Here is a 15,777-nt window from a genome sequence, read left to right on the forward strand (position 1 = left end):
GGCTGCTGCTCCGTCCTGCCGGGGACCTCGTCCTCGGCGACGTCCGCCGCGGCGGTGAGGCCGTCGTCCAGCCATTTCCGCGCCTCGTCCCCGAGCACCGCCCGGAGGGCCGTGTACAGCTCGGCGGTTTCCTCACTGCCGGTCAACATGGCTACCTCCCGTCGTGGGTCGCTGCGGTGGGGGTTCCGGAGGGGTTTCCGGGCGGGGTTCCGGACGATGCTCCGGACGGGATTCCGGAGGAGGCTTCGGTCACCGCCCCGGACGGTGCCGCACGTCCGGGCCCGCCGGTCACCGCCCCCGACACCGCCCCCGACGGTCCCGCGGCGTCGGACGCGGGTCCGGCCCCCGGGGCCGCTCCCGGCGCAGTCCCCCGGGCGGCCCCGGGGGCGCGCCCGGCCCCAGAGGCACCCCCGGCGTCAGTCGCGGAGGCAGTCCCGGAAGCGCGTCCGGCGGCCCCGGAGCCGAGACCGGAGGCAGTCCCGGAGCCGAGACCGGAGCCAGCCCCGGAGGCGCGTCCCGGAGCGGCGGCCCCCGGATCCCCGGATCCCGTCGGGGCCGCCCCCGCCCGCACCCGGGCTTTCGCTGCGGCTTCCGCCTCGGCTTCCGCTGCGGCTTCCTCCTCGGCCCGGCGGAGGAAGGCGTACGAGGCACGGGCCAGCTCCGGGCCGCGGTGGGAGTCGCGGGGCAGCTCGACGCCGACGAGGCCCCGGTAGCCCGTCTCCCGCAGGGCCGCGAGCACCGGCGGGAAGTCCATCTCGCCCTCCCCGAAGGGCAGATGCTCGTGCACACCGCGGCGCATGTCCTCGATCTGCACGTGCCGCACCCAGGGCGCCGTCGCCCGCACGCAGTCCGCGGGCGGTTCCGGTTCCAGGCACTGGCAGTGCCCGAGGTCCAGGGTCAGGCCGAGCGCGTCGGGGGCTCCGAGCGCCGTGCGCAGCCGGTGGAAGTCGGCGATGGTGGCGAGCAGGTGCCCCGGTTCCGGCTCGATCGCCAGCGGCACGCCCGCCGCGTCCGCCGCGGACACCACGGGCGCCATGGACTCCGCGAGCCGCAGCCAGGCCGTGTCCGCGGGCACGCCCGGCGGGGTGATGCCGCTGAAGCAGTGCACGGCGTGCGCGCCGAGGTCCGCGGCGACGCGGACGGCCTTCAGCAGCAGCGCGATCCTGGCCCCGCGGGCGTCCGGATCGTCCTCCAGCAGCGTGGGGTGGTGCTTGCGCCGGGGATCGAGGACGTAGCGGGCGCCGGTCTCCACGGCCACCGACAGCCCGAGCGCGGAGAGCCGGGCGGCGGTTTTCCGGGTCCGTGCGGCGAGGTCCGGGGCGAGCGGGTCGAGGTGCATGTGGTCGAGCGTCAGCCCGACCCCGTCGTAGCCGAGGTCGGCCAGCAGCGCGAGGGCGTCGTCGAGCCGCAGATCGGTGAGGCCGTTGGTGCCGTAGCCGAGGCGCAGTCCCGGGCCGCCGGGCGGCGCGGCGGCCGGCGGTGTCGGCGATGTCGCCGGTGGGGTCATGTGGGGCTCACCTTCCGGGCCAGCCGCCGCGCCACCGGCAGCAGTGCGAGCAGCGCGGCCGCGGTGCCGGTCCGCCCGGACCGTGCCGCGAGCGCCGCCTGGAGCGGGATCATCGCGCGGATGCCGCCGCCGACGGCCCGCTGGTAGAGGTACGGGGACGGGTTGAGCGCGGCGTGCGCGTACGGGCGCGCGGCGGTCGCCGCGTACCCGGCGGCGAAGAACGCCGGGGCGGTGAGGCGGCGGCCGGCTGGCAGTACCGGGGGGACGGGTTCCGGTGCCGCCCGTCCGCCCGGAGCGGCCGCGGCCGCTCGGGGGTTCCGGCCGGCCGCCCGCGCGATGCCGCCGAGGACGCCGAGCGCGGCGAGCGGCAGCGTGCTGGAGCCGCCCTCCGTCTCGCGGCGGGAGACGAGGGTGACGGCGTAGGTGTGCGCGCCGAGCAGCGCGGCGGCCGGAAACGCCCTCGGCACGGCGTCCGGGCCGGCTCCCCCGGTGCGCGCGGACCGGCCCGCCGTCGCCGCGGCGCCCATGAGGAGGTCCAGGGCGCGGGCCGCCGCCATCGCCGCCGGACCCGCCTTCGTGTTCTTCAGGCGCAGGTCGTACGCCCACACGGCGCCCGCCAGGGCCGTCGCGGTGGCCAGCGCCGGGCGGCCCGCCACCGCGGCGAGGCCCAGCCCGGCCGCCGTGAGCCCGGCCGCGGCCCCGAACGCGGCGCCCGGGGCGATACGGCCGGACGGCAGCGGCCGGTGCGGGCGTTCCACGGCGTCGACGTCCCGGTCGGCCCAGTCGTTGAGCGTCATGCCCGCCTCGTACAGGCAGAGCGAGGCGCACGCGGCGAGGACCGTGCCCCGGTTGGGCGCGCGTCCGGCCGCGGCGGCGCCCGCGAAGGCGTCGCCGGGCACGCTGAACAGCGCGGAAAGCCGCAGGAGTTCCGCCCAGGCGGCTTTCTTGCCGGGGTGGTGCGGATCGGTCATGCGTCACCCCGCAGCCGCTCCGCGAGGGCGAGGAGGGCGTGCCACTGTTCGGTGAGGCCGGGCGGTCCCTCGTCCGGGTCCTTGAAGTAGAAGCCGAGGCCGGGGACGGGTCCCGTCGTGCCCGCGGCGTGGGCGGCCGCGGTCAGCCGGGCCAGGTCGAGGACCAGCGGGGCGGCCAGGGCCGAGTCGCAGCCCTGCCAGATGGTCTGGAGGAACATCCGGGTGCCGAGGAAGCCGTCGAAGGCGACGTGGTCCCAGGCGGTCTTCCAGTCACCCATCGCGGGGACGTCGTCGATGTGCGTCTCGCCCTCCGGCGCGCTGCCGAGGGTGTCGGTGAGGGCGCGGGCCTTGCCGGCGTTCTTGGCCGCCGCGGCGGCCGGCTCGGCGAGCGCGGCTCCGTCGCCGCCGCCCAGCACGTTGCTGCCCGACCAGGCCCGCACCTCCAGGGCGCGCTGGAGGAACATCGGCGCGAGGACGGAACGCAGCAGGGTCTGCCCGGTCTTGCCGTCGCGGCCGGCCCACGGCAGCCCGGACGCTGCGGCGGCGCGGGCGAGCCGGGGGTGGTGGAGGCCGGTGGACGGGGTGAAGTTGACGTACGGGCAGCCGGCCCGCAGCGCGGCGGCGGCGTAGAGGGAGCTGGGGGGCAGCCGGTCGGCGCCGGGGGCCGGGGCGGGTTCGGTCGAGGCGACGTTGACGACGACGGTGCGGGCGAGCCCGTGCTCGCGGGTGAAGGCGGTCATGTCGGCCGCGAAGGCGGTGATGAGTTCCTCGTCGGTGCGGGTGTCGCCGCGCTGCGGTCCGCCGGGGCGTATCGCGGCGTCGGCGGCGGCCAGTTCGGCGCGCAGGGCGGCGGGCAGGCCGTGCGGCAGGACACCGCCGGCGGCGAGTGCTTCGGCCCGTTTGGGGAGCGGGCAGGTGTTGGTGTCGTGGCCGCCGAAGACGAGGCCGTCCAGCGGCGGCAGGCCGCAGTCGGCGAACGGCGGCATCTCGGTGACCATGCCGGTCGGCGGGTGCATTCCGGCGGCGAGTGCCGCGCCGCCGGTGACGGCGGTGGTCGCGACGGAGCCGCGGGCGCCGATGAACCAGACCCCGGTCCGGGCCGGCTGCCCGGCCGCCGTGGCGGGGTCCGGCCCGGCCGGGGACGGGTTTCCGGCGGATCCGGTGCGGCTCCCGTGCGGCGCGGCCGGTCCGGCGGCGTCCGGCCGTGGCCCCGTGGCGGGGCCCGGGTCGGTGCGGTCGGGGTCGGGTGTCGTCGTCACAGAGCCTCCCTGGTGCGGAACCGAGTTGGTGCCGTGGTGCGGATGGTGCTGAGGTTCGTGCGCCTGCGGTGCCCCCTGGGGCGGAAGTGTGCCGTGGGTCCGGGTCCGGCACACCCCCTTCTCCGGAACGGGTCGGTCCGCAGGCGTGCCGGGCCCGGGCCGCCGGCCCCCGTGAGCGGCGGCGGGACGGAGTCCGGCGGTCTCCGTCCCGCCGCCCGGGCCTTCCGGCGGTCCCCCTCGGAAACCGCCGGAGCGGCCCGGTCCGGGCCGGGCGGACTCAGTTGCCGCCCTCGTCCGGCGGTGCGGGCAGTTCCTTGACCCGGATGTTCCGGAAGGACACCTCGTCCTCGTCGCCGTGGTTCTGCAGCCCGATGTGCCCCTGCAGGCTGCGCTCGGGGTCCTCGTTCCGGAAGTCGTTGACCAGCACGCCGTTCAGGAAGACGCGCAGCCGCTCGCCCTCGACACGGATCTCGTAGGTGTTCCACTCCCCCGGCGGGTTGAGCGCCGCGTCCCGGGCCTCGATGTCGGCGGCCTGGAAGGTGTAGACGGACCCGGTGGTGCGGTCCTCGGCGTCGGTGGCGTCGATCTGGACCTCGTAGCCGCTGTCGACGGCGGACCAGGGGTCGTCGGAGGCGGGGAAGCCCACGAAGACGCCGGAGTTGTCGTCACCGGCCATCCGCCAGTCGAGCTTCAGGGAGTACGAGCCGAACTCCCGCCCCTCGTACCAGAGGAGCCCCATGCCGCCGGTGGACGTCAGGGTGCCGTCCTCCAGGGTGAACTGGCCGGGGCCCGCCTGCTTCCAGCCGTCGGTGCCGGTGCCGTCGAACAGCGGCTCGTAGCCCGTCTCGGGGCGGCAGTCGGCCCGGGCGGCGCCGGTGGCGTAGCGGATGCCGCCGAGCAGGTGGCCCAGGAACTCGGGCTCGGCGTAGGACTCCTTGGTGTGGCCGAGGCCGGTGTAGAAGGCGCGGCCGCCCTCGTACTCCTGGCACCAGGAGATGGGGTGGTCCTCGCCCATGGAGCCGCCGGTGTACGAGGTCTCGTCGAGGGTGGCGAGGACGTGCGCGTGTTCCCGGGGGTTGGTGCGGTAGTTGTACCACTCGTCGGTGCGTTCCCAGACGGGGCCGAGGTGCGCGGTGGCGGGGTGGGCCCGGTCCTCGACGCCGATCGCGGCGGGCTGGATCTGCGGGTGCGACTCGAAGTACGCGCCGGCGAGGCCGCCGTAGAAGGGCCAGTCGTACTCGGTGTCGGCCGCGGCGTGCACGCCGACGTAGCCGCCGCCCTGGGAGATGTAGTGCTCGAAGGCGCGCTGCTGGTTGGTGTCGAGGACGTCTCCGGTGGTGGAGAGGAAGACGACGGCGTCGTACTGGTTGAGGTTGCCCTGCCGGAAGGCGGTGGGGTCCTCGGTGGCGTCGACGGTGAAGCCGTTCTTCGCGCCGAGGTCCTCGATGGCGGCGATCCCCTCGGGGATCGAGTCGTGGCGGAAGCCGGCGGTCCTGGAGAAGACCAGGACCCGGCCGTCGGCCTGCTTCGCCGTGGTGTCCGGGGCGGCGGTGCGCGGGGCGGCGCTGCCGGGCACGGCCATGCTGCCGAGCAGCAGGGCGGCCGCGGCGACGGCCAGGCCGAGGCGTCCGGGGGCGGGCCGGGGGGTGTGCCGGCGCGCGGGATCTCCGGGGGCGGGGGGCGGTGCGGAGGCCTGCATGGGACGGTGCTCCTTCCTCCGGTCCGGGAGGGCGGCGGGGGCCGCCCTCCCGGGTCCGTGCGGTGTTCGGATCAGCCGTGCTGTTCTCGGTCCGGCCGGTGGCCGTCAGCCGGTGGTGAAGGTGAAGTCGTCGACCTCGAAGAGCGGACCGTCACCGGATCCCTTGAAGACGAGATACAGCTCGGTCGTCTCCTTGGGGCCCTTCTTCAGGTCGGCGGTGACGTCGGTGTACGTCTCCCAGCCGCCGGTCGACGGCACCTCCGCGGTGCCGAGGAGCTTGCCCGTCTCGGAGCCCGCCCGGATTTCCAGCGTACCGCCGGCGCCTTCGGCGGCGACCCGGGCGGAAACCGAGGTCACGGTGTCCAGCAGATAGGGGTCGAAGGAGATCCACTCGCCGTTCTGGATGTCGCCGGCGGTCCTGCCGCCGTGCGCCGCCTCGCGGTCGGTGGCCTCGACGCCCTGGCTGTCGCCGAAGTGCTCCGCCTGCCGGTGCTTGGTCTGGGCGACGGACTCGTCCTCGCCGGTCAGCGCCCGCTGGCCGTTGGCCCCGTTGTCGGTGTACGAGGCGTTGAAGACCCCGAAGATGTTGGCGTTGGGGTCGTGCTCGGCGTCGGCGGAGGTCTTCAGGGTGCCGGAGCAGCCGGTGGCCGAGGTGATCGGGTGGCCGTGGCTGTCGTGGCCCAGGACATGGTGGATCTCGACCTTGGAGCAGTCGATCTCCTCGTCCTCCGGGTCGGTCACCTTGACCTCGAACGGCACCTCGTCACCGAAGGTGAACAGCTGTCCGTCGGCCGGCAGTTCCAGGGTCACGGTCGGCGCGGTGTTGCCGACGGTGACGTAGACGCTCGCGCTGCCGCTGCGGCCCGAGGGGTCCTCGGCGGTGACGGTGGCGGTGTAGGTGCCGTTCTCCCTGTACGTGTGACTGGGGTCGGCGGACTCGGCGGTGCCGCCGTCACCGAAGTCCCAGCGGTAGCTGATGTCGTCCCCGTCGGCGTCGGTGGCCTCGGCGGAGAACTGCACCTTCAGCGGTCCCTGCCCGGAGGTGACGTCGGCGGAGGCCTCGGCGACCGGCGAGTGCCCGTCGGTGGCGTTCTCGATGCGGTAGAGGGCGGAGTTCTCGTCGCCGCCGAACCAGCTCAGCCCGTAGTCGAGGACGTACAGCGCGCCGTCCGGGCCGAAGGCCATGTCCATCACCTGGGTGCCGGACCACGGGAAGTCGTTGATGGACTGCACCGTGCCGTCGGCGTCCTGCTCGATGCGCTTGATCCACTGGCGGCCGAATTCGCCGGCGAAGAAGTCGCCGTCGTAGGCCTCGGGGAACTTCACCAGCGAGTCGAGGTCCGCGTCGTAGTGGTAGACGGGGCCGCCCACCGGGGACTCGGAGCCGTTGCCGAACTCGGGCACGGAGGCGCCGTCGTACGGGATCCACGCCTTCTGGGCGGGCGGCAGGTCGGTGAGGCCGGTGTTGTGCCGCGAGGTGTTCTTCGGGGCCGCGCAGTCGAAGGACTCGCCGGACTCGCCGGTGGCGAAGTCGTAGTCGACATACGGCTCGTTGTCGCCCACGCAGAACGGCCAGCCGAAGTTGCCGGGCTCCGTGACGCGGGCGAACTCGACCTTGCCGGCGGGGCCGCGGGCCGGGTCGGCGGCCCCGGCGTCGGGGCCGTAGTCGCCGACGTAGACGGTGCCGGTGGGCTTGTCGACCGTCATCCGGAACGGGTTGCGGAAGCCCATGGCGTAGATCTCGGGACGGGTCTTCTCGGTGCCGGGCGCGAAGAGGTTGCCCTCGGGGATCGTGTACGACCCGTCCTCGGCGACCTTGACGCGGAGGATCTTGCCGCGCAGGTCGTTGGTGTTGCCGGCCGAGCGCTGGGCGTCGTAGGCGGGGTTCCGGTTCTCCCGTTCGTCGATCGGGGTGTAGCCGTCCGAGGCGAACGGATTGGAGTCGTCGCCGGTGGAGAGGTAGAGGTTCCCCTCGGCGTCGAAGTCGATGTCACCGCCGACATGGCAGCAGGTGCCGCGGGTGGCGGGCACGTCGAGAACCTTCTTCTCGCTCTCGGTGTCCAGCGTGCCGTCCTCGTTGAGGACGAAGCGGGAGAGCCGGTTCACGCCGTCGAACGGCGCGAAGTCCTCGGCGGTGCCCTCGTCCGGGGCGTCGCCCTCGGGGGTGTCGAGCGGAGGCGCGTAGTAGAGGTAGATGGCCCGGTTCTCGGCGAAGCCGGGGTCGACGCCCACGCCCTGGAGGCCCTCCTCGTCGTGCGAGTACACGTCGAGGGTGCCGGCGACCCGGGTGGTGCCGCCCGCGTCGGTGATGCGCAGCGTGCCGTCGCGCGAGGTGTGCAGCACGGACCGGTCGGGCAGCACGGCGAGCGACATGGGTTCGCCGGTCTCCTCCGCGCCCTTGGCGAGGGTGACCTGCTGGAAGTCTTCGGCGGCGGGGGCGTCGTCGTGGCCGGGGTGGGCGCCGGCCTGTGGGGCGATGGCGAGCATGGCGCCGGCGAGGAGTGAACTCGTCGCGAGCGCGAGATGTTTGCGGAACCTGAGCCGTTTCCTGTGCACGGATGTCCTCCGGAGGGATGACGGTGTGTGACAGGCGCGCGCCGTCGCGCCGGGTCGGTCGTGGGGGGCCGAGGTGAAGGGGGGGACGGAAGTGGAAGTGGAACCGGCCGTAACAGCCCGGGAACATCAGGCTGACCGGTACACCTCAAGGACCGTAGCTTTGTTCGTCTGTTTCGGAAACCCCTTTGACACACATCGCGTACAGCTTTTTCCAGACACTGGACAAAGGCGGGGCGCGGGCAGGGCGCGGGGCAGCCCGACGCGCCCGCCGTCCGCATATCGCCTGAAGCGCGGGGCGCGTTCGCCCGGCCCGGGGCGCGCACAGCGGAAGCGCCCGGCCGGGGCGAGCGGCCGTGCGCGGGGACACGCGGGTGCGGGGACGCAGTCGGTAGCGGCAGCGTGATCGGGCGCGGCGCCGCGGTCGGGTACCGGTGCCCGGCCGCGGGTGCGGTCGGGCACCGGCCCGCGTCAGCCTCCCGTCGTGACCGTGAAGTCGTCCAGGTCGAAGAGGGCGCCCGAGCCGCCCTTGAAGACCAGGTACAGCGTCGTCGTACCGGCCGGGGCGCCGCTCAGGGCCGCGGTGACGTCCCGGTACGCCGACCAGCCGCCGGTACCGGGCACGGTGGCCCGGCCCAGCAGGGTGCCGGTGGACGAGCCGGAGCGCATTTCGAGGGTGCCGCCGGACCGGCCGGAGGAGACACGGGCGGTCAGCGAGGAGGCGTCGCTCAGCGCGTAGGGGTGGAAGGAGATCCAGTCGTTGTGGTGGACGTCGCCGACGCGTCTGCCGCCGTGCGCCGACGTGCTGTCGATGATCTGGACGCCGCGTGAGCCGCTGTGGTGCTCGGCCTGCCGGTGCTTCGGTTGCAGCACGTGCTCGTCCTCGCCGGTGAGCGGGGTCCCGCCCGCGCCGCCGCTGTCGGTGTAACGGGCATGGACGAGCCCGAAGATGTTGGCGTCGACGTCGTGCTCCCCGTCCGCGGGCGTGTCCACGGTCCCCGAGCAGCCGGTGACCGTCGGCCCCGCGTGGCCGTGGGCGTCGTGACCGAGGGCGTAGGTGACCTCGACCCTGGAGCAGTCGATCACCGCGTCCTCGGCGTCGGTGACCCGCACCCGGTACGGCACGGCGTCCCCGAAGGAGAAGGGCTGTCCGTCCGCCGGGAGTTCCAGGGTCACCGTCGGCGCGGTGTTGCCGACGCTGATGTGGACGCTCGCCGAACCGGTGAGACCGCCGGGGTCACGCACGGTCAGCGTCGCGGTGTAGGCGCCGGACTCCTCGTACGTGTGCGTGGGCGCCGCCGCCGTGGATCCGGTGCCGTCGCCGAAGTCCCAGCGGTGGGTGAGCGCGTCGCCGTCGGCGTCGGTGCTGCCCGCCGCGGAGAACGCCACCGTGAGCGGTGCCCCGCCGGCGGTGCGGTCGGCGGACGCGCGGGCGACCGGCGCGTGGTTCCCGGTGACGTGCTCGATGCGGTAGAGGGCGGAGTTCTCGTCGCCGCCGAACCAGCCCGTGCCGTAGTCCAGGACGTACAGCGCGCCGTCCGGTCCGAACGCCAGGTCCATGATCTGGGTGCCGGACCACGGGAAAGTGTTGATCGACTGCACGGTGCCGCCCGCGGTGTGCTCGATCCGCCTGATCCAGCGGCGGCCGAACTCGGCGGCGAAGAAGTCCCCGTCGAAGGCTTGCGGGAACTTCACCGCGGAGCCCGGGTCGGCGTCCGCGTACCGGTAGACCGGTCCGGCCATCGGCGACTCGGAGCCGGACCCGAACTCCGGCACCGAGCCGCCGTTGTACGGGATCCAGGCGGGCTGCGCGGGCGGCAGCCGGGTCAGGCCGGTGTTGCGCGGCGAGTCGTTCACCGGGGCCGCGCAGTCGAAGGGCGCGCCGGAGTCACCGGTGGCGAAGTCGTAGTCCGTGTAGGGCTGGTTGCGCCCGGCGCAGTAGGGCCAGCCGTAGTTGCCGGGGCCGGTGACGCGGGCGAACTCGACCGAGCCCGCCGGGCCGCGCTCCGGGTCGCTGACGCCCGCGTCGGGCCCGTAGTCGCCGACGTACACGACCCCTGTCGCCTTGTCGACGCTCATCCGGAACGGGTTGCGGAAGCCCATCGCGTAGATCTCGGGGCGGGTCCTCGCGGTCCCCGGCGCGAAGAGGTTCCCGTCCGGGATCGTGTACGAACCGTCGGCGGCGACCTTGATACGGAGGATCTTGCCGCGCAGGTCGTTGGTGTTGCCGGCCGAGCGCTGGGCGTCGTAGGCGGGGTTCCGGTTCTCCCGCTCGTCGATCGGGGTGTAGCCGCCGGAGGCGTTGGGGTTGGAGTCGTCGCCGGTGGAGAGGTAGAGGTTCCCGGCGGCGTCGAAGTCGATGTCGCCGCCGACGTGGCAGCAGGTGCCGCGCGAGGCGGGGACGTCGAGGACCGTGCGTTCGCTGGCGCGGTCGAGGGTGCCGTCGGCGCGCAGGGTGAAGCGGGAGAGCCGGTTGACGCCTTCCCAGCGGGCGAAGTCGGCGGCGGAGCCGGTGGCGGGGGCGCTGCCCGAGGGGGTGCTGAGCGGCGGCGCGTAGTAGAGGTAGACGGCCCGGTTCTCGGCGAAGTCCGGGTCGACGCCCACGCCCTGGAGGCCCTCCTCGTCGTGCGAGTAGACCGGGATCCGGCCCGACACCTCGGTGTTCCCGGCCGGGTCGGTGATCCGCAGCGTGCCGTCGCGCGAGGTGTGCAGCACGGACCGGTCGGGCAGCACGGCGAGCGTCATCGGCTCCCCGGTCTCGGCCGCGCCCTTGGCGAGGGTGACCTGCTGGAACTCCTCGGCGGCGGCTGCCGGGGCCGCTTCCGCCGAAGCCTTCGGTGCCGCGCCGGACGGCGGCGCGGTCAGCGTGAGGCTCGCCGCAGCGAGCAGGACGGCCACCGCCGTCACGGACAAGGGGCGGGGTCTGGTCCGTTTCACGGTCCTGTGCACCATTGCCTCCCGGAAGGCTGCCGGAGTGCCAAACGCGCCGGATGCGCGGTTCCAGGACCGTACGGGCAGTCAGGGGGCGTCGGACCTGCCCGCGCAGCAAATGGGGGCCGGCCCTCCGGAACGGGCCTCACGGCGCCGGGAGACCGCCGGCCTCGCGGCACGGGCCGGAACAGCGCCCCGTCCGCCTCCGCCGGGCCTCAGGACACCGCGGGGAGCAGCACCGAGGTGTCCGGCTCCACCTGGGTGGCGAAGCCGCCGATGACGGAGAACCGGTCCAGGTCGACCACGGCGATCCGTTGGACGTCCAGCAGGGACACGTAGGCCAGGGGTTTGCCGGGATGGAAGGACACCGCGGCCGGAATCCCGCCGAGCTGGAGGGAGCGGAGCCGCCGCAGGTCGGTGCTCCACGCGGTGAGGGTCTTGCCGACGATATCCGTCACCAGCAGCCGCTCGTCGTCGAGCGGGTAGACCCGCAGCGGGTCCCCGCCCGTCTTCCGGCTCCGCCGTACCTTCATGGTGCGGGCGTCCACGGCGACCAGCGAGGAACTCCTGCGGGCTCCGACGAACAGCGTCTTCTCGTCCCGGCTCAGGCAGCTGCTCTCCGGCAGTCGGCCGGGGGTCACCAGGACGGGCGGCACGGAGGCGTCGTGCGGGCGCACGAGGCTCACGGTGTGCGACAGCAGCCCGGTGACGTAGGCCCGTTCGCCATCCCGGCTGAGGGAGAACAGGTGGGTCTTCACGCCGTGCGTGGGCACCGCCCCGGTCGGCGCCCGGTCGGTGGAGGGGTCGTCGAAACCGAGCAGGACCGCCTTCTCCTCGCTCAGGGCGTACAGCCGGTCGTGCGCGTCGATGCCCATGCCGTGAACGCGGTTGAACGGACGGGTGTCGATGGTCCGGGCCAGGGTCCGCTCGTGCAGATCGATGACGAAGACGGCGGCGCCGCCCTCGCCGACGGTGGAGGCCATGCGTACTCCGTAGTGCCCGACGTAGGCGAACCGTCCGCGCGAGTCGACGACCATCTCGTGCGGGTGGTCGGGCAGGCCGACCGTCCGCAGGCGCTGCCCGGTCCCGGCGTCGTAGAAGCCGACCGCGTGGCTGCCCTTCTCGACCACCACCAGCACATCGGCCTCCGCCGCCCGGGAGGCGGGCGCGGCGGGCGCGGCGGGCGCGCCCGCCGGCACCGCCGCGGCGCCTGCCGCCTTGATCACCGTACGCCGTGCCACCACGGTCCCCACCCCGTTCCATGACGGGCCGCCATCGCCTGCCGCAGAAAATACCCCCGGCCGCGGTGGCCACGGCGGGTTTCCGGGGACCCGCCCCGGCGCGGGGCCGCGGCGAAGGCGGTCGGGCCACGACCGGGCAGCGGGCCGCCGGCACGGTGCGGCCACGGCTCGCGACAGCCTGATCGACGCAGACCGGGGCCCGGTCCCACGACCGGGGAGGCCGCGGGAGCGGGCGGCCGGGGGCACGCCGGGTGCGGACGCGACGCCCGGAGATCGTGAAGTCCCCGGGGAGAGTGCGGCGTACCGGTGGTGACGGGCCCGCGGAGTGGGAACCGTGAGGGTGGTGCCGGGAGTCCGGTGCACAGAGGCCCGTTGACGTGGCGGGCCGGCGGGGTGTCGCGGGCAGGAGGGGCGGGACGTTGGCGTCGGTGCCGTTGACGGCGGGGGATCCGGTACGGGTGGGGCGGTACCGGCTGCTGGCCAGGCTGGGCCAGGGCGGCATGGGCCGGGTGTATCTGGGCCGCTCGCCCGGCGGACGTGCGGTGGCGGTGAAGGTGGTGCGGGACGCGCTGCTGCGGGACGAGGGGTTCCGGCGGCGCTTCGTGCGCGAGGTCGAGGCGGCACGGCGGGTGACGGGCTTCTTCACCGCGGCGGTGGTCGACGCCGATCCGGAGGGAGAGCCGGCCTGGCTGGCCACGGAGTACGTACCCGGGCTCTCGCTCCGGGACGCGGTGGCCCGGCACGGGGTGTGGCCGGAAGAGGGGGTGCGCGGCCTCGGCGCCGCCCTGGCGGAGGCGCTGGCCGCCGTGCACGCGGCGGACCTGGTGCACCGGGACCTGAAGCCGTCCAACGTCCTGCTGGCGCCGGACGGGCCCAGGGTGATCGACTTCGGCATCTCGGCGGCGGCCGGAGACACCGCGCTCACGCAGACCGGGGTGGTGATCGGCACCCCCGGTTTCATTCCTCCCGAGCAACTGCGCCACGACAGCTCCGGACCGGCCGGTGACGTGTTCGCCCTGGGCGCGGTGCTGGCGTACGCGGCCGCGGGCGTGGGCCCGTTCGGCAGCGGTGCCTCCCACGCCGTCAACTACCGGGTCGTCCACGAGGACCCCGACCTGGGGGGCCTGCCGCCCGCACTCGCGGACGTGGTGGCCCGGTGCCTCGCGAAGGACCCGGCTCAGCGGCCCGCGGTGGCATGGCTGCTGGAGGAACTGGGCGAGTCGGAACCCGCCGCCGACGGGCGGGTGCGGCAGCCCGTCCCGGCGCCGGACGAGGATGTGACGACGGCCGGATGGATGCCCGGACCAGTCGCCGACTCGGCTGCCCGGCTGCGGGCGGAGACACCCACCGAGCCGCTGCCCCGGCCGGGGGACGGCACGCCACAGTCCCTGCCCGCGCCCTCCCCCTCTTCCCCCGCCGTTCCCGTGCCCGTTCCCGTTCCCGCACCGCCCGGCACCCGGCGCCGCCGTCTGCGGACGGTTCTCGCCGCCGCGACCGCACTGGCCGTCGCCGCGACCGGCACCGTGCTGTGGAGGGTGACCGCCGGGGAGGACGGCAACGGGCCCACCCGGCCGCCCAACCTGGAGCGGCTCTGGACGCACACCCTGGCCGACGGCCAGGTCCTGGCCACCGCCTCGGAGGAAACGCTCTACCTCCAGCACGAGGAGCGCCACGAGATCACCGCCCTGGACGTCACCGACGGCTCGCAGCGCTGGGACCGCCGGATGAAGGTCGCCGACGTCCGCCGGGACAAGGGCCACCTGAAGAGTCCGGGCAACGACATCCGGGTCACCGCCGTCTCGGGCGGCCTTCTGTACTACGGCAGCAACGACCACCTGTACGCGGTGGACGCGAACAGCGGTGACCACCGCTGGAGGTACATGGACGACTCCTTCCACGCCTCCCCGGTGGTCGTGGGCGACCTGGCCTACGCGCACATGACCTCGTTCTTCTACGTCCTCGACACCCGCACGGGGGAGGAGCTGTGGGACTACGGGTACGGCGTCAACGCAAACGGCGACATAGCCGTCACCGGTGACGTGCTCCTCGTGCACAGCGAGAAGAAGCTGATCGCCGTCGATCTCCGTACCCGCGAGCAGAAGTGGACGCACGAGGCCGCGAGCGAGGCGGCGACGGGCCTCGCGGTGGCGGACGGCAAGGTCTACTTCGGCACCCGGGACGGCGCCCTGTACGCCGTCGACACGAGTTCGGGCGACGAGGTGTGGCGCCGCACGTTCGAGGGAGAGCTGTGGGACGGCAGGCTCGGCGGGGGCGCGGGCATGCCGGAAGTGGCCGGCGGAACCGTGTACTTCGAGAACGACGGCTACGTCTCCGCCTTCGACGCGGGCACCGGATCGCGGCGGTGGCAGCGGAAACAGCGGGCCGACGAGGTGACGTCCCTGGACGTGGTGGACGACACCCTTCTCGTCACCGACTCGGACGGCGGCATGACCGCACTCGACACCCGCAGCGGAAGGACCGGGTGGCGGGAATCGCCGGGCGGGGGCGACGGGACGAGCTTCCGGATCACCGGCGAGATCGTGGTGACGGAGTCCGCCGGCCGGCTGACCGCCTACCGGGCCGCGACCTGACCCGCACCCCGCGCGGAGCGGGACGGTGCCGGGGAGACAGCGCCGGGGAGACGGTCCCGGAGGCAGCCGGTGCCGGGGAGACGGTCCCGGGAGACCGGGACGAGGGAGGAGTGGCGGAGTGCAGGCATTCGTACCGCTGGAGACGGGGGATCCCGAGCGGGTCGGCTCGTACCGGATCGTCGGCAGGCTCGGCTCGGGGGGGATGGGCCGGGTGTATCTGGCCGGTTCGCCGGGCGGCCGGGCGACCGCGGTGAAGGTGGTGCACGAGGAGCTGGCCTGGGACCCGGCCTTCCGCAGGCGGTTCGGGCGGGAGGTGGCCGCGGCACAGCGGGTGACCGGCCCGTTCACCGCGCCCGTGGTCGACGCGGACCCGGACGCGGACCGGCCGTGGCTGGCCACCGCCTACGTGCCGGGCGTTCCGCTGGGCACGGCGGTCGCGGCGCACGGCGTCTGGGACGAGCGGTCCGTGCGGGCGCTGGGGTCCGGGCTGGCGGAGGCACTGGACGCGATCCACCGGGCCGACGTGGTGCACCGTGACCTGAAGCCCTCGAACGTGCTCCTGGCACCGGACGGACCCCGGGTGATCGACTTCGGCATCTCGGTGGCCGCCGACGACACCGAGCTGACGACCACGGGGGCCGTGGTCGGCAGCCCCGGCTACCTTCCGCCCGAGCAACTGGTGGGCCACGAGGTGGGACCGGCCGGTGACGTGTTCGCGCTGGGCGCGCTGCTGGTGTACGCCGCGACCGGAACCGGAGCGTTCGGCGGCGGGCCCGCGCACGGCGTGAACTACCGCGTCGTCCACGAGCGTCCCGAGCTGTCGGGTCTGCCGGACGGACTCGCCGCCCTCGTAGCCCGGTGTCTGGCCAAGGACCCGCGCCGGCGGCCCGGGGTGGCGGAACTCGTCGAGGAACTGGGCCGTTGGGAGGCGGCCGACGGGACCCGGGGCACGTTCACCGCCGGCACATGGCTGCCCGCGCCGGTCGCCGCGGACGTCACCGCGCTGCGTGCCGAGCCGCCGCCGC

General features: G+C 74.4%; 8 protein-coding genes and 1 pseudogene. 2 read left to right on the forward strand and 7 right to left on the reverse strand.

Annotation, left to right across the window (positions count from 1 at the left end; all coding sequences use genetic code 11):
- Positions 1 to 610 precede the first annotated feature (610 nt).
- The 7 genes and pseudogenes from GCU69_RS18355 to GCU69_RS18385 all read right to left on the reverse strand — a co-directional run.
- Positions 611 to 1,507, reverse strand: a pseudogene (locus tag GCU69_RS18355) (sugar phosphate isomerase/epimerase family protein); the annotation flags it as partial.
- Positions 1,504 to 2,478 carry an SCO3242 family prenyltransferase gene (locus GCU69_RS18360; protein ID WP_098754440.1) on the reverse strand — a complete coding sequence of 325 codons (975 nt, stop codon included), beginning with the start codon at positions 2,476 to 2,478 and terminating at the stop codon, positions 1,504 to 1,506. The pseudogene GCU69_RS18355 and the gene GCU69_RS18360, both read right to left, overlap by 4 nt.
- Complete coding sequence (locus GCU69_RS18365; protein WP_235978552.1) at positions 2,475 to 3,557, reverse strand: inositol-3-phosphate synthase; 1,083 nt, start codon at positions 3,555 to 3,557, stop codon at positions 2,475 to 2,477. Before GCU69_RS18365 ends, GCU69_RS18360 begins: the two co-directional genes overlap by 4 nt.
- A gap of 457 nt (positions 3,558 to 4,014) precedes the next feature.
- A complete protein-coding gene (locus GCU69_RS18370; RefSeq protein ID WP_235978553.1) occupies positions 4,015 to 5,319 on the reverse strand; it encodes a ThuA domain-containing protein in 1,305 nt (434 codons plus the stop codon).
- 222 nt (positions 5,320 to 5,541) lie between these two features.
- The gene (locus GCU69_RS18375; protein ID WP_156206654.1) at positions 5,542 to 7,992 is read right to left on the reverse strand and encodes a PQQ-dependent sugar dehydrogenase; all 2,451 of its coding nucleotides are present in this window, start codon (positions 7,990 to 7,992) and stop codon (positions 5,542 to 5,544) included.
- Between the two features lie 468 nt (positions 7,993 to 8,460).
- The gene (locus GCU69_RS18380; protein ID WP_156206655.1) at positions 8,461 to 10,941 is read right to left on the reverse strand and encodes a PQQ-dependent sugar dehydrogenase; all 2,481 of its coding nucleotides are present in this window, start codon (positions 10,939 to 10,941) and stop codon (positions 8,461 to 8,463) included.
- 194 nt (positions 10,942 to 11,135) lie between these two features.
- Positions 11,136 to 12,164, reverse strand: a complete 1,029-nt coding sequence (locus GCU69_RS18385) for a YncE family protein (protein ID WP_156206656.1) — start codon at positions 12,162 to 12,164, stop codon at positions 11,136 to 11,138.
- Positions 12,165 to 12,589: 425 nt separating this feature from the next.
- Here GCU69_RS18385 and GCU69_RS18390 point away from each other — a divergent pair, with 425 nt between their 5' ends.
- Together GCU69_RS18390 and GCU69_RS18395 are read left to right on the forward strand one after the other, a co-directional pair.
- Entirely contained in the window at positions 12,590 to 14,752 is a 2,163-nt protein-coding gene (locus tag GCU69_RS18390; protein ID WP_156206657.1) for a protein kinase domain-containing protein, read from the forward strand.
- 118 nt (positions 14,753 to 14,870) lie between these two features.
- A partial coding sequence (locus GCU69_RS18395) for a serine/threonine-protein kinase (RefSeq protein ID WP_328630005.1) occupies positions 14,871 to 15,777 on the forward strand: 907 nt, incomplete at its 3' end.

It is taken from the genome of Streptomyces lycii, assembly GCF_009735685.1.
In the GTDB taxonomy this organism is placed as follows: Bacteria; Actinomycetota; Actinomycetes; order Streptomycetales; family Streptomycetaceae; genus Streptomyces; species Streptomyces lycii.